Source organism: Magnetococcales bacterium (genome assembly GCA_015231755.1).
In the GTDB taxonomy this organism is placed as follows: Bacteria; Pseudomonadota; Magnetococcia; order Magnetococcales; family Magnetaquicoccaceae; genus Magnetaquiglobus.
The window spans coordinates 1-20,060 of sequence record JADGAZ010000005.1 but is presented as its reverse complement, the minus strand read 5'-3'; the positions used below and the strand labels follow the sequence as shown (position 1 = coordinate 20,060).

General features: G+C 59.1%; 16 protein-coding genes. 8 read left to right on the top strand and 8 right to left on the bottom strand.

Annotated features, from left to right (window positions below):
- Positions 1 to 42 precede the first annotated feature (42 nt).
- Positions 43 to 1,269 carry a bifunctional glutamate N-acetyltransferase/amino-acid acetyltransferase ArgJ gene (gene argJ, locus HQL98_04560; GenBank protein ID MBF0271340.1) on the bottom strand — a complete coding sequence of 409 codons (1,227 nt, stop codon included), beginning with the start codon at positions 1,267 to 1,269 and terminating at the stop codon, positions 43 to 45.
- A 421-nt stretch (positions 1,270 to 1,690) separates the two neighbouring features.
- Between argJ and HQL98_04555 the strand changes: the two genes are divergently transcribed.
- Positions 1,691 to 2,683 (top strand): Gfo/Idh/MocA family oxidoreductase, encoded by a 993-nt coding sequence (locus tag HQL98_04555; protein MBF0271339.1) that lies wholly within the window; start codon positions 1,691 to 1,693, stop codon positions 2,681 to 2,683.
- Between the two features lie 495 nt (positions 2,684 to 3,178).
- The gene (locus HQL98_04550; GenBank protein ID MBF0271338.1) at positions 3,179 to 3,844 is read left to right on the top strand and encodes a hypothetical protein; all 666 of its coding nucleotides are present in this window, start codon (positions 3,179 to 3,181) and stop codon (positions 3,842 to 3,844) included.
- 237 nt (positions 3,845 to 4,081) lie between these two features.
- Here HQL98_04550 and HQL98_04545 read toward each other — a convergent pair whose 3' ends face one another.
- Positions 4,082 to 4,636 carry a DJ-1/PfpI family protein gene (locus HQL98_04545; GenBank protein MBF0271337.1) on the bottom strand — a complete coding sequence of 185 codons (555 nt, stop codon included), beginning with the start codon at positions 4,634 to 4,636 and terminating at the stop codon, positions 4,082 to 4,084.
- Positions 4,633 to 5,346 (bottom strand): hypothetical protein, encoded by a 714-nt coding sequence (locus HQL98_04540; protein MBF0271336.1) that lies wholly within the window; start codon positions 5,344 to 5,346, stop codon positions 4,633 to 4,635. Before HQL98_04540 ends, HQL98_04545 begins: the two co-directional genes overlap by 4 nt.
- 243 nt (positions 5,347 to 5,589) lie before the next feature.
- On the opposite strand from HQL98_04540, the gene murA reads away from it, so the two are divergent.
- The 6 genes from murA to HQL98_04510 all read left to right on the top strand — a co-directional run bounded on the left by murA (position 5,590) and on the right by HQL98_04510 (position 9,977).
- A complete protein-coding gene (gene murA / locus HQL98_04535) occupies positions 5,590 to 6,849 on the top strand; it encodes a UDP-N-acetylglucosamine 1-carboxyvinyltransferase (protein MBF0271335.1) in 1,260 nt (419 codons plus the stop codon).
- Between the two features lie 53 nt (positions 6,850 to 6,902).
- A complete protein-coding gene (gene hisH, locus HQL98_04530; GenBank protein MBF0271334.1) occupies positions 6,903 to 7,538 on the top strand; it encodes an imidazole glycerol phosphate synthase subunit HisH in 636 nt (211 codons plus the stop codon).
- 3 nt (positions 7,539 to 7,541) lie between these two features.
- Positions 7,542 to 8,288 carry a 1-(5-phosphoribosyl)-5-[(5-phosphoribosylamino)methylideneamino]imidazole-4-carboxamide isomerase gene (gene hisA, locus HQL98_04525; GenBank protein ID MBF0271333.1) on the top strand — a complete coding sequence of 249 codons (747 nt, stop codon included), beginning with the start codon at positions 7,542 to 7,544 and terminating at the stop codon, positions 8,286 to 8,288.
- Between the two features lie 152 nt (positions 8,289 to 8,440).
- On the top strand, positions 8,441 to 9,232 hold the full coding sequence (gene hisF, locus HQL98_04520) for an imidazole glycerol phosphate synthase subunit HisF (GenBank protein ID MBF0271332.1): 792 nt from the start codon (positions 8,441 to 8,443) through the stop codon (positions 9,230 to 9,232).
- Positions 9,229 to 9,621 carry a phosphoribosyl-AMP cyclohydrolase gene (hisI, locus tag HQL98_04515; protein ID MBF0271331.1) on the top strand — a complete coding sequence of 131 codons (393 nt, stop codon included), beginning with the start codon at positions 9,229 to 9,231 and terminating at the stop codon, positions 9,619 to 9,621. The genes hisF and hisI overlap by 4 nt, the downstream gene beginning before the upstream one ends.
- Positions 9,618 to 9,977: a phosphoribosyl-ATP diphosphatase gene (locus tag HQL98_04510; GenBank protein ID MBF0271330.1), complete on the top strand. Its 360-nt coding sequence runs from the start codon at positions 9,618 to 9,620 to the stop codon at positions 9,975 to 9,977. The genes hisI and HQL98_04510 overlap by 4 nt, the downstream gene beginning before the upstream one ends.
- Here HQL98_04510 and HQL98_04505 read toward each other — a convergent pair.
- From HQL98_04505 to HQL98_04485, 5 genes are all read right to left on the bottom strand, one after another.
- Positions 9,960 to 13,424 carry a mechanosensitive ion channel gene (locus tag HQL98_04505; protein ID MBF0271329.1) on the bottom strand — a complete coding sequence of 1,155 codons (3,465 nt, stop codon included), beginning with the start codon at positions 13,422 to 13,424 and terminating at the stop codon, positions 9,960 to 9,962. The genes HQL98_04510 and HQL98_04505 overlap by 18 nt on opposite strands.
- Before the next feature lie 91 nt (positions 13,425 to 13,515).
- Positions 13,516 to 14,337 (bottom strand): cyclic nucleotide-binding domain-containing protein, encoded by an 822-nt coding sequence (locus HQL98_04500; GenBank protein ID MBF0271328.1) that lies wholly within the window; start codon positions 14,335 to 14,337, stop codon positions 13,516 to 13,518.
- Between the two features lie 13 nt (positions 14,338 to 14,350).
- On the bottom strand, positions 14,351 to 15,079 hold the full coding sequence (locus HQL98_04495; GenBank protein ID MBF0271327.1) for a SapC family protein: 729 nt from the start codon (positions 15,077 to 15,079) through the stop codon (positions 14,351 to 14,353).
- Between the two features lie 50 nt (positions 15,080 to 15,129).
- Positions 15,130 to 16,071, bottom strand: a complete 942-nt coding sequence (locus tag HQL98_04490) for a peptidylprolyl isomerase (protein MBF0271326.1) — start codon at positions 16,069 to 16,071, stop codon at positions 15,130 to 15,132.
- Between the two features lie 27 nt (positions 16,072 to 16,098).
- Positions 16,099 to 20,060, bottom strand: a 3,962-nt coding sequence (locus tag HQL98_04485) for an S-layer family protein (GenBank protein ID MBF0271325.1), incomplete at its 5' end; no start/stop codon positions are given.

Below are 20,060 nucleotides of genomic sequence, written 5' to 3'. Positions count from 1 at the left end.
GCACCACCCGAATCTCGGACCAGGGCAGCGACGGGGTTGGGGTCACGTGCGATAATCCGCATTGATCGTGATGTAATCGTGGGTCAGGTCACAGGTCCAGACCGTGCGCGCTCCGGCGCCCACCGCCAGATCCAGCCGAATGACGATCTCCGGACGGGCCATCACGGCGGCCCCTTTGCCTTCGGTATACCCTTCGGCCAACTGTCCCCGTTCCAGCACCAGCACATCCCCCAACCACAACGACAAGGACTCCGGCTGCAAAGAGACCCCCGCCGCCCCCACCGCCGCCAGAATCCGGCCCCAGTTGGGATCGCTACCCGCCAAGGCGGTCTTGACCAGGGGACTGTTGGCAATGGCCATGGCGGCCTGTTTCGCCTCCGGGTCGCTGACCGCGCCGGAAACGGTGATGGTCACAAACTTGCTGGCCCCCTCCCCGTCCCGCACGATCCCCTGGGCCAACTCCTGGCACAAGGACTCCAGGCTGTGGGCCAAAGGTGTGGCCTCCGGGCTGTCCGGATCGTCCAGGCTCCCGTGATCCGAGCGTCCAGAAGCGAACAATAAAGCCGTATCGTTGGTGGATTGATCCCCGTCTACGGAAATGGCGTTGAAACTGGTCTCCACGGCCCGCTCCAGCAGGATTTGCAAAGCGGTCGAGGTCACATCCGCATCCGTGAACAAAAAAGCCAACATGGTAGCCATGTCGGGACGGATCATGCCCGCTCCCTTGGCCATGCCGATCAAGGTGACCTGCTGCCCGTTGATCACACAGGAACGGGTTGCCAGTTTGGGAAAGGTATCGGTGGTCATGATGGCCCGGGCGGCCTGCAACCACCCTTCGCACCCCAGGCCATTCCAAAGCGTCGGCAAGGCCTCCAGCATCCGCTCCAAAGGCAAGGGCACGCCGATCACGCCAGTGGAGGCGACAAACACCGTTTCCGCAGGCACATCCAGCAACCGGGCCACCTCTCCGGTGACTTCCAGGGCGTCGTGCAAGCCTCCCGGACCGGTGACCGCATTGGCATTGCCCGAATTGACCACCAGTCCCCGGGCCACTCCTGACGTCAGTCGTTGCCGACACAGGGCCACCGGCGCGGCATGCACCCGGTTGCGGGTGAACACACCGGCCACGGTCGTTTCCGGGTCCATGGCCACCAGCAACAAATCATCGCGCTCACGTTTGCCGTTTTTGATGCCGCAAGCCACGGTGGCCAAACGAAATCCAGCCAAAGGCGGCAGGGAAGAGGGGGGCTGCAAGGGGCCGACGGCCATGAAGAATCTCCCGGTCTTGGGTTGATCTGGCATGATCATTGAATTTTGTCAGCGAGACGGAACAACACACTCACGGATCGTTGACGATTATAAGGAACCACACACCATGGGACAATACATGACCATCCGAATTCCCCCCCGACGCGAATGGTTCGGTGACATGGAGCCGGAATATGAAGAAATGATGGAATGGAAATGCCTTTCGGGATTGGAAGGACCAAGGCAGACAGCCGACGGACTCCCCTTGAGTTGGCAGGCCATGATCGCCTCTTCCCGGAATGCGCGCGGCGCCAATCGCCTGGGTGCCTGAACCCTTCCACAAAAGGAAAACAATTCATCGGGATCCGCATCGCCCTGGGGTGATCCTCCAGATGGATCGGGCAATCGCGCTCATGCCATCCCATCGAATGAACCCTCCCCCATGACCGCGCAACTGGCCATTCTGGGCATTTCGGGCATTGCCCACCGCTATGCCACAACCATCCGCGCCATGCCCGGCGTGACGGTGGTTGCCGCCTGGGGAAGCAGCCCGGAGCGGACTGCCGCCTTTGCCCGGACCCATGGCATTCCCCGGGTCGCCCCCACGGTCGAAGCGGTGTTGAACGATGCGGAAGTGGATGGGGTGCTGATCCTGACGGAACCGGCGCGGCATATCGGGCTGGCCACCCAGGCGTTGGCGTTCAACAAACCCATGCTGATCGAAAAACCGCTGGGGGTGGAGGTGGCGGAATGCCGACAATTCGCCGCCCGCGCCCAAGGGTCGCCCGTGCCCATCGGCGTCATCTCCCCGTACCGCTTCAATCCGATTCTGGAAACGATCAAACAACAGCTCGACACTCTGGATCCCGCCTCCCCGAAGCTGGCCCAATTGACCCTGTTGTGGCCCCGGAACCGGGAATATTATCTGCAAGGATCAGGCTGGCGGGGGCGAGACGGAGCGGTACTGGTCAATCAGGGGATCCACTGGCTGGACGCGATGAACTGGTTTTTTGGCGCCCCGTTGCGCATCGAGGCCCGTTCTCTGAGCAGTCGGGACTTCTTGCGCTGCGCGGATACCAGCGCGGCGTTGATCGCCTATCCAAACAACGCCACGCTGCTGGTGGCCGCCGGCACGTTTGTCGCGCAAAAACGTCCGGACGAGTTGCGCATCCACCATGCCACCGGCACCTTTGACTACGCCCACCTGGTCGGTCCCCCACCCCCCCAAAACCTCCGGGAGAAGATCGCCCGTCGCCTGCTCGGCGAGCGGATCTGGCCCCCGGTACTCCCGGACCCGATGCAATGCCAACTGGAGGATTTCATCCAGGCCATTCAGACCCACCGCCCCCCCAAAGTCACCCTCGCCCATGGCCTGCTGGCCCTGGAGGTGGCGTTGATGGCCAGCGGACTGGATGGCGCGGACCGGACCGGATGATCTACTTGTCGTGTTTGTTGCACGACTCGCACACCATCTCCTGAAGATCCTTCAATTGGGTCGAAATGGCATAGAATGCATCAAAAGCCATCAAGATTATACTATACTTAAATAATAATAATCAAACAGACAAAAATTGCAAGACAATTGATAATTAATTTCATATTTACAATATTAATAGATATAAAAAAATAAACCACAAAAAATACCTTGACTTATTATTTCCTTGTGCGAGTATCAAAATAAATTCAAATATAGCGAAGATTTTCAAAATAGAAATCCTTGATTGGCATATCCGATTCAAAATCAGGAATAAAATAAACTTAGAATCAACTTAAAACCAACTACCACCCTCCTGCAGAACACGCCTTAGAACAATATTATCGATCTACAGATCTACAATAAATAATTAAATAGCATATCACCTAGAAATTCAGATTAAAAACTCACACAAATTTTCCTCCCACCAACGCAAACTAAAAGGATGAACAATATATGGACGAATACTTAAAACACCGCAACAATCTCAAAACAGGAGACATTCTACTTTTTTCGGGTCGAGGGCCGACCAGTTGGATGATCCGATTGGGCGAATGGTCCAAATGGTCCCATGTAGGCATGGTCATCAAAAACGATATAGGGCTTTTCTCATGGGAATCAACCACACTCTCCAACATCAAAGACGCCTCTGATGGAAAAGAAAAAATGGGGGTGCAAATTGTCTCACTAAGCGAAAGAATCAAACGTTACGATGGAGAAATCGCTTACAGATCTCTCGCAATTCCGAAAGGAATCAAAATTGAGGAGGAAGAGACGACAGGCGACGGAATCACAAGAGGAATGGAAAAAAAACTATGGGAAATCAGACAGCAATTGCGCGACAGACCCTATGAAAAACACAAACTCGAACTGATCAAATCCTTGATCGATGTTTTGCCAGGAAGCACAAATAAGGAAGATCTTTCCTCAGTTTTTTGCAGTGAACTGGTCGCGGAAGCATACCAAAGTATGGGTTTATTGCCACCCAACGAACCATCCAACGAATTCACCCCAAGAGATTTTTCTTGCGCAGGGAGAATCAATAAAAAACTCTTAGCAAAAGAACCTTTCAGAGCATCATTAGGAGATGAAATTTATATAAAAATTAATAAAACAATATAAAACATCGTACTTATAATACTACAAAAACAACGAGCCCCCATCAAAGACGGGGGCTCGTTGTTGGATTTTAACATAATCAAAATCAACCAATCCTCTGACAGCTCAAGCTACAAAACAAACCTCACTCACGCACCATATTAGACTATAATACAAAACAAAAAATAATATTAAATCATAAAAAAAGGACGCCAGCCTCCCCCACACCAGCGTCCTTCCGCCTTCCCTCACACACCATCTTTACGGATACAGCAAATCCGCCGCCACCTGTTGACGGATCGCGGGTGTGGTCAACACCTCGATCAACGCCAGGGCAAAATCCATGGCGGTCCCGGGACCACGGGAGGTGATCACCCGACCATCCCGCACCACCGCCTCCTCCCGATACTCCAGGGTGGACAGATGCGCTTCCGGGATGCACTCCGGATAACTGGTGGCCTTTTTCCCGGCCAAAAGACCCGCGTTGGCCAACACCATCGGGGCGGCACAGATGGCGGCGACCATTTTTTCTTCCCGGTCCATACGCTGCAACAGCGTCCGAATCCGGGGATCTTCGTCCAGATGGGTGGTTCCGGGCAGACCGCCGGGCAACACCACCATGTCGAACGCCTCATCTCGCACCGCCTCCAGGGTGGTGTCCGGTACCAGCACCGTGCCACGACTGCAAGTCACCGGTCCGGCCACTCCCAAACCGGCGGTCACCACCTCCACTCCGGCGCGACGCAACAAGTCGATCAGGGTGACAGCCTCCAACTCCTCGCACCCTTGCGCTATGGGAATCAATACCCGCTTCATGCCTCACCTCCCGAATGATTCAAGACAGTTTGCCCTTTTTTCCAATCCTCCAGCAACGCCTTGACCTCCCGATGCAAAGCACGCTCCCCGGATGGCCTCGGTTTGCCGATCGGAATCAAGACCGACGACACCGGAGCCACCGGAGTCACCGACAAAACCGGAGCCACCGGAGCCGATACCGGAGGACGTTCGGCCAAATCCACCAACGCCCGCACCGCCTCGGCGGGACTTCTGAGTCCCTTGCGTTGCCGATAGGTCTCCAACAGTTGATGGGCATCCCGGGGCAGTGTGCGTCCCGCCATTTCCAGCAACTGCTTGACCGCCAGCTCCATGGACCCCTGACCTTCGCCGAACACCCGATCCCGATACTGTTTCAAGGCGTTGCGGGTCTCTTGGGAGAGGATCACCTCGGCGGAACGTTTGGCCGCCTCGAACTGGATCTCCCGCAGGTCCCCGAACATCATGGCGCGGAGTTTCGGATTCATGTGGCGATCCAGCCACGCCCCGAGCAGGGCCACGGCCTTGCCTTCCGCATCCGGAACGTCGGGAATGGCGTGAAAATTCTCCAATGGCCAGCCGGAAAACGGCATCCGGCCCTTTTCAATCGCATTGAGGATGTACGACCGCACCGCGACGAAATTGGCCGCGTTCACAGTGTCGTCGGATTCGGCCTTGACGATCATGTTCCCTTTGCCCCCAGGTTCAAACATGAGAAATCTATTGAACTATCAGTGAGTTTGGCATCACACTCCCCATGCGTCAACGGATTTTTCCCCGGGATCACAAAATTATACCGTTCCGAATCCGTCGGAAAACACCGTCGGCAATGGCAACCCACGCCACAGGGTGCTATACTCGAAAACCATCAAGGAACCAGACGAAAGCCATCACGACGGATCATCATCCACGTCGATGACTTGTTCACTCATGTTCAACACCGGTAGACTGTGTCAATGGATAAAATTATCGTTCGGGGCGGTCATGCCCTGCGGGGGACCATCCCCATCAGTGGGGCCAAAAATGCCACCCTGCCCGCCCTCGCCGCCACCCTGCTCACCGGCGACCGCATCCACCTGTCGAACATTCCCCACCTCAAGGATGTGACCACCATGCTGGAGTTGCTGGGCCAGCACGGTTCGGCCATCACCGTGGACGAACGGCTCGGTGTGGAGATCAACAACAGCGGAGTCAACAACTTCCGCGCCCCCTACGATCTGGTCCGCACCATGCGCGCCTCCATTCTGGTCATGGGTCCCCTGGTGGCCCGACACGGCATGGCGGAAATCTCCCTGCCCGGTGGCTGCGCCATCGGGTCCAGACCGGTCAATCTGCATATCGAAGGGCTGCGCAAGATGGGGGCGGACATCAGCCTGGACGAAGGCTACATCCGCGCCCGGGCCAATCGTCTGCACGGGGCCACCATCCATCTGGATCCGGTCACCGTCACCGGGACCGAAAACCTGATGATGGCCGCCGCCCTCGCGGATGGCCGCACCATTTTAGAAAACGCCGCACGGGAGCCGGAAGTGTCGGATCTGGCCATTTTCTTAAACAAAATGGGAGCGCGCATCCAGGGTGCGGGCACTTCCACCATCATCATCGATGGGGTGGAGGATCTCCACGGCACCCAGCACCGCATCATCCCGGATCGCATCGAAACCGCCACATTCATGGTGGCGGCGGCAGTCACCCACGGCGACATCACCTTGACCGACGCAGACCCGGAAACCCTGGAAACCCCGATCCAGAAACTCCGGGATGCGGGCGTCATCGTGGAAATCCCGGAACCGGACCGCATTCGCATTCTCGCTCCGGATCCGATCAGGCCGGTCAATCTGGAAACCAGCCCCTACCCCGGATTTCCCACCGATCTCCAGGCCCAGATGCTGGTGCTCGACAGTCTGGCCCAGGGGGTCAGCCAGATCGCCGAAACCGTCTTTGAAAACCGCTTCATGCACGTGTCGGAATTGCAACGCCTGGGAGCGGACATCCGCATTCATGGCAACATCGCCGAAGTCCACGGGGTGGATCATCTGTTGGGCGCGCCGGTCATGGCCACCGACCTGCGGGCTTCCGCCTCTTTGGTACTGGCGGGACTGGCCGCCCGAGGCTCCACCGTCATCTCCCGGGTCTACCACATCGACCGGGGATACGAACGCATCGAAGAAAAATTGCACGCCCTGGGCGCCGACATCCAACGCACCAGCGCCTGAGTCCCTCACCCCCGACACCCCAACCCCTTACGACGCGTTCCAATGGCACACCCATGATTACGGTCATCGATTACGGTTCCGGCAATCTGCGCTCCGTGGCCAAAGCCCTCGAAGCTGCGGGAGGCCGGGTCACGGTCAGCGGCAGACCCGCAGATCTCCAGCAGGCCGATCATCTGGTTCTGCCCGGGGTGGGCGCCTTCGCGGACTGTCGCCGCAACCTGGAATCCGCCGGTCTCATCCCGCCGATCCTCGCGCACATCCAGGCGGGCAAGCCCTTCTTAGGCATCTGCGTGGGCATGCAACTGCTTTATACCGAAGGTCACGAATTCGGCGTTCATCCCGGACTCGCGCTGCTGCCCGGTCAGGTGGTGCGCTTCTCCAACGCGATGCCCGATCCCCAGAACCCGACCCAACGGCTCAAAATCCCCCACATGGGCTGGAACCGCATTCGCCCCACCCGGCCCCACCCCCTGTGGCACGGCATCCCCGACGCAACCCACTGCTATTTCGTCCACTCCTACCACGGCCAATCCGACAACCCGGAAACGGTCGCGGCTTGGTGCGACCATGGCATCCGTTTTCCGGCGGCTGTGGCCAAAGACAACCTCTTCGGCACCCAGTTCCACCCGGAAAAAAGCCAGGAAGCCGGACTGAGACTGCTGAAAAACTTTGTAGAATGGAGACCTTAGACCATGATCCTCATCCCGGCCATCGACTTGAAAAACGGTCAATGCGTGCGCCTGTTCCAAGGCGAGATGCAACAGGCCACAGTCTACTCCGACGATCCCGGGGCCATGGCGGGCCACTGGCAATCCCTGGGCGCCAAACGGCTGCATGTGGTGGATCTCAACGGCGCATTTGTCGGAGAACCGGTCAATTCCAAAGCCGTGAGCGCCATTCTGGCCGCCTTGACCATTCCGGTGCAACTCGGCGGCGGCATCCGCACGCTGGAGACCATCCGCCTGTGGCTGGAATCCGGCATTCACACCGTGATCCTCGGCACCATCGCCTGCCGCGATCCCCAACTGGTCAAAGAAGCCTGCCGCCTGTATCCCGGTCGGGTCTCGGTGGGCATCGACGCCCGGGATGGCCGGGTGGCCGTGGAAGGATGGTCCACCACCACCGACATCACCGCCTTGGATCTGGCCCGCCGCTTCGAGGATGCGGGCGTGGCGGAGATCATCTTCACCGACATCTCCAGAGACGGCGCCCTGACCGGCCCCAACATTCCCGCCACCCGCGCCCTGGCCGAGGCGGTGAGCCTGCCGATCATCCTGTCGGGTGGGGTGTCGAGCCTGGAGGACATCCACAACGCCCATGCCCACGCGGGCCCCTTTGCCAATGGGGGCCGGATCGCCGGCATCATCACCGGCAAGGCGATCTACGATGGACGGCTGGATTTCCAGGCCGCAGTCCGCTGGCTGGAAACGGCGGGGTGACATCCTGTTCAACCGTGACCATCACGGGACGTGCCGTTCATTAATGGGGTCCAGGGACGAAGCCCTTGGAAATCCAAAGAATCAAAACCCTGGGGGATGAATCCCCCAGACCCCCTCTTTGTTTTTAATGGTGAAAGGCGTAAAGGTGCCGCATGCTTGCCAAACGCATCATTCCCTGTCTGGATGTCCGCGAAGGCCGGGTGGTCAAGGGAATTCAGTTTGAAAACCTCCGGGACGCCGGCGATCCGGTGGAAGCCGCCCGCCGTTATGACGCGGAAGGCGCGGACGAACTCACCTTTCTGGACATCACCGCCTCCCACGAAAACCGTGACACCATTCTGGAGGTGGTGCGACGCACCGCCGAACAGGTCTTCATCCCCCTGACCGTGGGAGGCGGCGTGCGGGTCAACGACGACATCCGCCGCCTGCTGCAAGCCGGAGCCGACAAGGTGGGCATCAACACTGCGGCGGTTTTTCGTCCCGAGTTCGTGCGGGAGGCGGCCAACCAGTTCGGTTCCCAATGCATCGTGGTAGCCATCGACGCCAAATGCGTGACCCGGGACGAAACCGACCGCCCGATCCGCTGGGAGATTTTCACCCATGGAGGCCGCAAACCCACCGGACTGGACGCAATCGCCTGGGCCAAACGCATGGAGGAGCTGGGAGCCGGCGAGATTCTGCTCACATCCATGGACCGAGACGGCTCCAAGAACGGTTACGACCTGGAACTCACCCGTACCATCGCCGACTCGGTTACCATTCCGGTAATCGCCTCCGGGGGAGTCGGCACCATGCAGCACATGCTCGAAGGCCTGCGCGCCGGCCACGCGGATGCGGTGCTGGCCGCTTCCATTTTCCATTTCCGTCAACACACCATTCCGGAGGTCAAACGTTATCTCCGGGATCAGGGTGTGGAGGTCCGTCTGCCCAAGGAGTCCCCATGAATCCCCTGCCCAATCTGGATGAACTGAAATTCAACAATCTGGGTCTGATCCCCGCCATCGCCCAGCAATACGACACCGGCGAAGTGCTGATGATGGCCTGGATGAACCGGGACTCCCTGATCGAGACCCTGCGCACCGGCGTGGCCTGCTACTGGTCCCGCAGCCGCCAGAAATTCTGGAAAAAGGGCGAGACCTCCGGTCATGTGCAAAAGGTCAAGGCCATCCGCACCGATTGTGATCAGGATACGTTGCTGCTGCTGATCGATCAGGTGGGAGTGGCCTGTCACACCGGTCGCCGCAGTTGTTTCTTTCTGGAGGCCTCCCCCGGCACCTGGAAGGCCATCGCCGCTCCGGAACTGGATCCCAGCCAGATCTACGCCCCCAAATGACCACGGATCCCAACGCCGCTGACATTCTCCAGCGGCTGTATCCGCTGCTGGTGGCGCGCAAACAGGCAGACCCCGCCACCTCCTATGTCGCCGCACTCCACGCCAAAGGATTGGACAAAATCCTGGAAAAGGTGGGGGAAGAGGCGGTGGAGACCCTGTTGGCCGCCAAAAACCGCCTTCCCGCGGCGATCATCCACGAAACCGCCGATTTATGGTTTCACACCCTGGTGATGCTCGCCCATCTGGAGATTCCGGTGGAACAGGTGCTGGAGGAACTGGCCAACCGTTTCGGCACCAGCGGCCAGGCCTCCAAAAGCTGCCCCCCCTTCCCCAGTCGCTCAACCACCACCCGGTGACGCCGCATCCTTTTCTGGCGGGATCTCCCCCCCGGTGCGGATATGCACCTCCTGCTGCGGGAAGGGAATCTGGATGCCGTGGGTGCGGAAGGCCCGATTGATGGCGGTATTGAGTCGATCGGTCATGGTGGCGCGTATATCCGGATCCACATGATAGATGCGCAGTTGAAACTCCAAGGCGCTGGGACCGTGATTCATGAACAGCACCCGGGGCGCCGGCGTGCGCAACACCAACGGATCCCGGGCCGCCACCTCCAGCAGGATGGCGCGCACCCGTTCCACATCGGTGCCGTAGGCCACCCCCACCGGGATCACCAATCGCACTTCTTTGGAACTCAAAGTCCAGTTGATCACCTCCTTGGTGATCAGATCCCGGTTGGGAATCAAAATTTCCTGCAAATCCTGGTTCAGCACCCGTGTGGCGCGAATGTTGATGCGTCGTACCTCTCCCATCACCGCCCCTACGGAGATGCGATCCCCGACCCGCACCGGACGCTCCAGCAACAAAATGATACCGCTGACAAAGTTGGCGACAATCTCCTGCAAGCCAAAACCGATTCCCACGCTGATGGCCGCTGCCAGCCAAGCGATTTTGCCCACATCCACATGCAACGCCGACAAGGCTGCGGGCAGGCCCACCAACACCACGATATAACGGCTCATGGTGAGGATGGCGTAGCGCACCCCTTGATCGACCCGCAGACGGGAGAAGAGAAACAGTTCGAAGATGCCGGGAAGGTGATGCACCAGCCAAAACGAGATCAACAGGGTCAACACAAAACGCAACGTGTCCGCCACGGTGATCACATCGACACTGCCATCCGCCAGGGTGGTGGCAAACAGGGTATATTCGTTCAAGGCATCCAGGGTCTGGCGGTTGACCCCCCAATACGAGGCGAGCATCAATCCCCCGCCCACGATGAACACCAGTCGCAAGAACTTGCGAATGCTCAAGGCCGACTCCCCCTGGCTCTCCCGTTCATCCTCCCCCGGGGCCACGGAGACCACCCAATGGCGATCCCGGGCCAGACGGGCCGCCACGGAGACCGAAAGCCGATAACCGCCGATCAACACAAACAAGGTCACCAGGGTCAACAAGCCATTGCGGGTGATGGTGGCGGCGCCAAAACGGTACCCGAAGGCGTCGATTCCCACCACAGCCAGGATGCCCAGCAACAACACCCGACTGATCAACCGCCAGTTGTCGGCCAGCAAGCCACCTTGCAGTTTGGATGGCAGCTTTTCCCCCTCATCGGCGTCACTGCTTTCCCAAAAGGAGTGACGCACCAACGGAGAGGAGTCCCGGATCAGGTAATACAGCACCGCCGCCACCGTGAGTTCATAGGCCGTATAACCCAAGCGGGGCATGGCCTGGAAATCAAATGGCGAGCCTCGAAAAATGATCCAGGGCATCAACAGACTGGGATAGGCGGCCAGCAAAATCCACATGGCCTGGTGCAGGGTCGCGGCCAGATCTTTCGGCATGAGAAATTGACGACGGGCAATGCCATCGCCCCCGAATACCCCCCGGTTGAGACGCCACAAAAAGAAAAACAACGCCAGATGGGTCAAAATCCGAGCCAATACCTTGCCCACCCCCTCCGGCAAACCCGCCGCGTCCAGGGCCAACGCCCCGATCAGACAGTAGATCGACCACAAGGCCCCATCCGCCAACACGGCAAAGATCGGCCATACCCAGAACGTCCCATCCGCGTCCACGTCGCTGGACTCTTGCCAAGTTGACAGGCTGCGCACACAACGCCGTGACAGCGGAATTCCGAACAACAACGCCAACAGCAACAAGGCTCCATAAAACAGTACCAAGGGTCGATAGATCGCCTCCTGGATCCGCGCTGCGCTCTCGACGGAAAAAAGCCGCTCCATCCAACGCAATACGCTGTTTTCCCGATCCGCCCCCCCCAATTCATCCAGCACACCGGTGATCAACGACAAACCGATGGGATCCGCATCCTGAATCCAAAACACCTTGGACAACACGAACCGTTCCAACGAGTCCAGGACAGTGGCCCGCTCCGCGGTCAACAGTTCCAGCCGTCGCTCATCCACATTGATTTCAAACAGGATGCGCTTTTCATCCATCAACCCCTGCCGGAAGGCGTCAAAGAAACGGCTGGCCTTCTCCTTGTGCATCTGCCCCTGTTTGCCGTTCTGCGCCTCGTCGATAGGCAGGGAGAACAACTCCAGGCGCCATTGCTCCCGCAGATTGACCAACCGGGTTTCGATCTCCACCCGCCGCGCCTGAGCCAGCACCAGACGCTCCCGCAACGCCGGAGTGAGCACCTGTTCCAGCTCCAGCCGCCGCTGCCCCATCAGCCGAAAGGTGGACTTGAGCAGTTCGGCGGCCACCCCCTGGGATCCGAGCCGTTTGACCAGCGCCCCCAGATTGCCCAGTTCCGTCTCCTCCTCCTTGATGCGGGACTCCTGACCGGTGATCACCGTGGCCACATCGGTGCGCAACTGCTGCCACTCGACGTAGCTCTTTTGCGTCTGGGCGACCAGAATTTCCCAATGAGCCAGAAATTTCTCCTGGGGAGTATGAGCCTGTTCCGCCTCTTTCTCCTTGCGTTCCAGGTCACCGGTCTTCACCTCCAAAGCCTGGGCCTGCAACTGGCTCAACGCCTCCTGATACAGCTTGACCTGCTGCTCCTCCCACTCGAAAATCCGTTGCGCCAGCTCCAACTCCTTGTCCAGACGGACTCCGTTTTCCTTTTCGTAAGCCAACTCCGCATTCCACAACGCCACCTGAGCTTGACTCACCTGCAGACTCAACTCCGCGTTGTCGAGCTTCAAGGCCACCAGTCCACTCTTGGCCGCATCCGCCTTGCCTCCCATGGAAGGCAACTTGCGCCGCTCCTCTTCGGCGGTCTTCTGGGTCTGTTTGGCCTGAAGGATCATCTCCGGAATACGTTGCAGCATCTGCCGTCGGCTGTCCCGGGCATCCTGCAACGCCTTGACCCCCTTGAGCCGTTCGGCCCGTTTCTCCTCCAACTGCTTGAACACCTCCTGTGAGGGATTGACCGGGGGCGGAGCCGGCGCTTTTTTCTCCCACTCCCGAATTTTGGCGTCCAGATCGGCTTCGCTGCGCCCTTTTTCCGGTTTGGTCTGGGCCATCTCCTGTTGACGCACCAGGGTCTCCCCCAACTGCCGCAGGAGAATCACCCGATCCTTCAAAGCGCTCCGGCGGCGCCCTTCGGGACTGTCATCGGTCACATTCGACGCGATGGCGGCAATCTCCTGATTCAGCAGTCCAATGACGCTCTCCGTGATCTCGTGGGTCAACGCGGTCTGCTTCCAGATGGGACTGAAAGCGGTCAAAGGTTGACCTTCCCCCGTCGCCCAGGCCAGACAGCCCCAGCAGAGCATCCACAACACCAGAACAAACCGGACAGCCCAGGGCCGACCCGATACGCAACGCATGTTTTTCATGATGATTTTCCCGCCGGAGGAGACAAATGGGGCAGGTCGGTGATAAAAGGGAGTGGGATCATGGAGCCATGATCCCACCCGCCTCAATGAATCAGGAGAGTTCGAGATTGCGATTGCGGAAGGTTTCCGTTTTGCGATCCACATTGAACTTTTCGGCCTGAATGGCCATCAGGGTACTTTTCCACGCATGCCGGGCGGACTTGAGCACCAGATAACCGCCAAAGTCACCGGACTGTCCATAAAGATAGTCGTCCGGATCCCGGTTGGCATTTTTGATGGCGGTGACGAACTTGCCCGGGATCACCTCGGTCAAATCGGTCATGCGGACCTTGTTCTGGGTGCCTTCGTGTTTGTTTTCGATCAAGGCCTCGCCGTTGCCGACATAGTAAATATAATACCCCTCTTGACCAAAAATCTGCTTGTGCACCTCCACCTTGGTACCGATCATCTCGGCTTCGTGGGGATTGTTGGTGGCCAGACCAAAGGTTTCCTTGGTGCGCAGATCGATGATGTCGTTGAGATGCTGTACCAGAATGTTGATCAACTTGTCTTTGAGGTGATCCCGCACATCCGGAGTCAACTGGTGCAAAATATTGCGGTCGAATTCCAGCAGGATGCACGGTTCCAGGGCCACCACACTGGCGGCCCGGGGCTTGGCGCTCAAAAAAGCGATCTCGCCGAACACCGCACCGGGTTTCAATTCGTTGATGGGATTGACGTTCGGCTTCTTGTAGATGCTGACCTTGCCCTGCAACAGAATGAAGAAGGAATCCGACTCGTCCCCTTCGTTGATGATGGGACTGTTGGCCGGATATTTCTTGAAGACCGTATCCAGGGCAGCGATCTCGTTTTTGGCATTCTGGGGAAAGTCTGCAAAAAACTTGATCTTGTCAAGAAGCTGAACATCAAACATGGTCGAACGCTCCTTAAGTACGTTTGGCCAGAAGGTCCACCAACCGTCCCATGTTGGACAGTGAAAAGAGATGGGCATACACCCAACCCAACTCACCGCAACGGAACAATTCCAGGGCCTGCGGCTTGCTCAATTCCAACAATTTCTTCTCATCCACCACCAAAAGCCCCTGCATGGCGTACTGGGCACCATTCACCAGATCCGCCCGGGCCGTCAACTCCACGAACAGATCCAATCCGTTCAGACGGTTGATGAACACCTCGGTGCGGCGCACCTGGGCCTGATATTCCTGCAAGAAGCGAATCGCCTGCTGCAACCATTCCGAAGCTTCGCCCTGTTCGTCGAACAGGGGTTGCCCCGTGTCGCCGGTGGTGGAAAATCCGGGATACGATTCGTCGATACAGACCGTCATCTCCTGGGTATTGTCCCCGCCAGCCAGGACAAAAGGATAACGCCGGACAAAAGCCGGAATGTACCGGGCATCCCAAGTGCCATCCGGTTGAATGAACAAATTCTCCGCATCACGCAAACCGAGCATGGCAGCGGGAATGATCCCCCCACCGCTACGCACGAAGACAATCGGATACTCCTTGGCCGCCTCGATGAACTCCCCCCCCGCCAGAATCACGGAGTTGGTCGGCTTGGCGAAGCCATACTGTCCTGCCTGGTTGGTCATCCGCAGATTCCGATGCACTTCTTTGTTCAACGGCATCGGTTTTTGATAAAAAATCAGTTCTGGCATGATGCAATCATCCTTTGATGGCGCGTTTCCGAAGTGTGATACGCCTGGATTCACTTCAGATGGGAAACATTCTCTTCGGTCAAAGAGATGGGATATTTTTCAACCATCTCCTTCAAATAATTATCCTTGTTCTCCTGCAACCGCCGGGAGATCAACAACTGGACCAACGACTCCCGCACTTCCTCATAGGAACGGGTGGTGGCCTCCCGGGACGCGATCAGTTTGATGACGTGCAACCCCTGACCACTCACCACCGGTCCCCCCACATCTCCGGCCTTCATCCCTTCCAGGGCCTTGCGGACCTCGGGCAACAACTGATTGACTTCCACCCACCCCATGTCACCACCCTGGGCGGCGCTGGGTTGATGCTGGGAATATTTCCTGGCCAGGGTGGCGAAATCCGCATCTCCCTTCTTGATCCAACCGACATATTTCTCGGCGTTTTTGACGGCTTCCTGTTTGCTTTTCTCGTCGGCGTTGGGTTCGAGCTTGAGAAAGATCTGGGAAACGTTCACCGCGGGAGGAGACTGAAGTTTGTCTTTGTTCTCCTGATAGGTTTTGCGTACCAGAGCCTCATCCGGAAAATCCGCCGGAACCTTGGCCACATTTTCCAGGAACTGTTCCACCAACAATCCGTCCTTGGCTCTTTGCATCAAATAGACCACTTCAGGACGTTCGTCCCATTTGCTGGCCTTGGCGCGCACCACCATGGTCTTACGCAGCAGGGCCTCACGAATTTTCTGCCGGAGCAGATCGGGATTGCCCAGCAACTGTTTTTTGACCTCTTTGTTGCTGTAATTCATCAACCGCTGGAACTCGGCCACCGTCAAAACCACATCACCCATACGGGCCAGGGGTGGTCCTTTGTCATCGGCAACCGCTGCGGGTTCCTTGGCCGGCGAGGCGGCGGAAAGCGCTCCCGGCACGGCCAGCATCAACCCCAGCAAAACAGTCGCGAACCGTTTACGATTCAACATGGCATGATCAGACATAAAAGCCCCATTCTTGGCATCGAAAGATCAAAACAGTTTAGCAAAGAGTCTGTTGAAAAGCCCAGCCTGTTTTTCCTGGACCGGCTCTTCGAGTTCCACCCGCTGGTCGGAGCTTCTTTTCGCATGGGCCAGATCCTCGGGTTGCAACCGCTGTGCCGGCAGGGTCAGACCACCGGCTTCGGTTTTCCACAGCAGATCCGTGATCGGGGCCGGCGCGACCGGGAAGAACTCCATGATGCGCCAAGCCGAACGGGTCGAGTAATTCTCCTGGATGTTGCCCACCGTGGCCGGATACAGGCCACCCGGAGCAGACCGCTGGGTTTGCGCCATCAAGGTTCCGGAGACGGCGGTGTTGGTATCGTCGATCAAGGAGAAGGGCCAGGAACGCCCATTGAACCAAACCGAACCGGGTGGCGTGCCCTGAACCGTGAAGGTCCGGGTGCTGCCCGCCGCCGAACCGGTCAGGTTAGCGGAGACATTATTGCTGTCCTTGCCACCAGGAGCAACGGTTAACGTATCCCCTGTGGCAACCCGCACCGGATTGGTCATGGAACCGATGGTTCCGATGGGGGCCGAGAGGGCGGCGGTGGAAACCGAGGTGACGTTGACCAGGGTGGAGTTGACCACGTTGTTGTTGTTGATGGAGCCGGTGGTGGCGGTGACATTGGCCTTGCCGCCACTGGTGATGGCCCCCAGATTGACCGAGTGTCCGGCGGTGAGGGTGATGTTCCCGGTTCCAGTTTTGGCCGCGGTGGTGGTGGCCAGCGTCACGCCATCCGCCAGGGTGATGTCGGCGGTGGTGTTGCTGGCGGTGACCACAATGGCGCCACCGGTGGCGGTCATGTTGCCCCGGATGGTGATGCCCGCCGGCGCCACAATCGAAATGCCTCCCTGAGCAATCACAGTCGCGCCGGCATTCGAGGTAAAGGTACCGGTGGACTGACTGTCGAACACGCCGGCTCCCAGATCCACGGAGCTGGTCAACACCACATCCTGGGGCGGATCGATGGTCAGATTGGCGTTGCCCAGGCTGACCGTCCCGACGTTGAGGGTGCCACCGGCTTGTGAATAATTCACCGCTCCGGAAGCGGTGGTGGCCACCAGTGACGCAGTGCCGGTGGAGGTGTTGTTGATGTAGACCGCCTTGCCGGTATTCTGGGTGGTGACGGCCACCGAGGCGGCATTGACCGTGATGGGTGCACTCGACGAGCCAATGGCGTCGGCGGCGGTGAGGGCCACGGCAGCGGCATTGGTGATGACTCCGCCCGTACCCACGGTGATGGCACCAGGCGCCGTGATGGAGACCGATTGCCCACCGGCATTGATGGTGCCCTGGATGGACAGATTCCAGGTGGCCGTGGAGCCGGAGACCTTGGCGATGGTCAAACCGCCAGTGCCCCCGGTACCGGTGGTGATGTTACCCAGGCTGACACTTCCGGAACTGTTGATGGAAATCGCCCCGGTACTCGCGAGGGTGGAATTCTTGTCCAACGCGATGCCGGCGGCGGTGATGGACATGGAGCCCAGACCGGTCAGGGAGGTGGTGGCATCACCGGTCACGGTACCGGCGGAGTTGATCGTCAGGGATTGGGAACTGGTGCCGGTCAAGGTGCCGGAGAGCACCACACCCGCGGTTCCCGTGGTATTGACCGCGATCTGACCGTTGCCACTGCCGGTGGTCAGGTTGTCCAGGGTCACGGTGTTGGCCGCGGTGACACTGACGCCGCCGGGCGCGTAGAGGCTCTTGCCGTCGCCATCCAGATCCTTGACCGTGTAACCCGTGGAACCGGTCGCTTCGCCGATGGTCAGGGTATTGCCGGTGCCGTTGATCACCACATCCAGTTGATTGGCCTTGACCGCCAGGGTTTCGGATGTGCCGGAGACCACTTGCACCTTGTCGCCGATGATGGTGAGAGTGGCCCCCATGGCGCCGCTGGCGCCGATGTTCTTGCCCGCTCCACTGGCCACCAGAGCGATGTTGCTGTTGGCCAGAGAACCGTCCGCGAAACCACCCCCGTTGGCCGGCAGGATCAAATCTCCACCGGTGGTGACAAAGCCCAGATCGTCATCCAGATCCACGCTGGAGGTCACCGCCGCGGCGGACAGATTCAAATCGCCGGTGGTGGTGATGCGCACCTGGGTATTGTCCGCGCCATCGGCGGCCCCCAAAGCCGGAAGCGTCAGGCTGGTGACCGTGAGCGCGCCGGTGTTGCTGATGGCGATCTGCCCGTCATCTCCGGTGATGGTGGCAGACAGATTGGTGAGAGCGGTTTCCAAAGCGTCGGTGCTGGCCGCAAAATTGGAAGCCCCCGTGGAACCGATACGGGTTCCGGCGGTGATATTCAAGGTGGTGGCCGTGACGTTGGTGCTGGCACCGTTGTTATCGGTGACCGCACCCGCCGCCTGCACGGTGGCGGTAGTTCCGGCCTGGAGATGGGCCAGGAGAATGTTGCCGGCGGCACTGGTGAGTCCCGCCGTTCCGGTGGTGGCGGTAATGCTGGTGCCGGAGTCTTGCGTGATGGTGCCGTTGGCTGTGGTGGTGGCCAGGGCGATATTGCCGCTGCTGGAGGTCATGTTGGCATGCACGCCCAAGGCTCCGGCAGCATTCACGGAGATTCCACCCGTGGTGTTGACGGTTGCCGCAAAGTCGGCGCCACCGCTGGAAGCCACGGTCAAGGAGGCCAACGGCGTGGTGCTGCCGACAGCGGCCTTGAGGTTGACCAGACCAGTGCCCGCCGTGATGGTGAGCGCCTGCGCCCCATCCACGGTACCATTCAAGGTGACATCCCCACCTCCGGTGGTGATGCCCGCATCACCCGCCAGGGTGATACCGCTGTTGAAGGTCAAGGAGGCGGCAGTCGCGGAACCCGTGGTGGAGATGCCCTGACTGCCCAAGGTGGTCGGCGCGGTCAGGAAGACCACGTTATCCTTGAAGGCCGCCGTGGCCGTACCCCCCACATACACCATGCCCGTACCCGCGGTCCGGCCCAAGGTGATGCTGCTGAAGCCATCTTGCAGATAAGCCAACTCCGTGGCGTTCAACTGCCATCCGCCGCCGGTGGTGGAGGCCAGATCCATGGTGTCGGTATTGGCATCCGGACGCAGGGTCAAAATGCCGATGCCGGTAATGTTGGCCCCAAGCGCGATATCATTGCTTTCGATGAGCAGAGAGCCAGACCCCACCGCGATGGTGCCGCTCGCCCCCGTGGTGAAGGTGCCGGTTCCGGCATTGAAGGTCATGGCCCCATTGGCCGCAGCCGTGGTGAAGGCACCGTTGACGGTGATCCCGGTCGCCGTCACGTTGACGCCGCCCGCACCCACCGTGGAGGCGCCAAAGGTCACGGCATTGGCGTCCACCAACGTCAAACCCAACGCGCTGAGGATGCTGATCGTACCAAAATCATTGGTCGCCGTGGCCAAGGTGATGTTGTTGGCCGCTCCCGCCGCCAGGGTCGCCGCCCCGGTCACGGTCAAGGCGCCAGACTGGGTGATGGCCCCGGAGGTGGTCACAGCCAAGGTGCCGGAAACGTTGGAAGCCCCCAGCACGATGGCATTGGCATCCACCAACGTCACGTTGTTGCCGGTGGTGATGGCCATCGTGGCAAAGTCGTTGGTCGCCGTGCCCAGGGTGATGTCATTGGCCGCACCGGCTGCCAGAGTGGCCACTCCCGCCACATTCAAGGCCCCGGACTGGGTGATGGCACCAGCGGTGGTCACGCCCAGGGTACCGGAAACCGTCGAGGCTCCCAGAATCAAGGCATTCGCATCCACCACCGTCACATTATTACCCGTGGTGATGGCCACCGTGGCAAAGTCGTTGGTCGCCGTGGCCAGGGTGATGTTGTTGGCCGCTCCAGCAGCCAGTGTGGCGACTCCGGCCACACTCAACGCACCGGACTGGGTGATGGCTCCCGAAGTGGTCACTCCCAAAGTGCCGGAAACCGTCGAGGCTCCCAGAATCAAGGCATTCGCATCCACCACCGTCACAT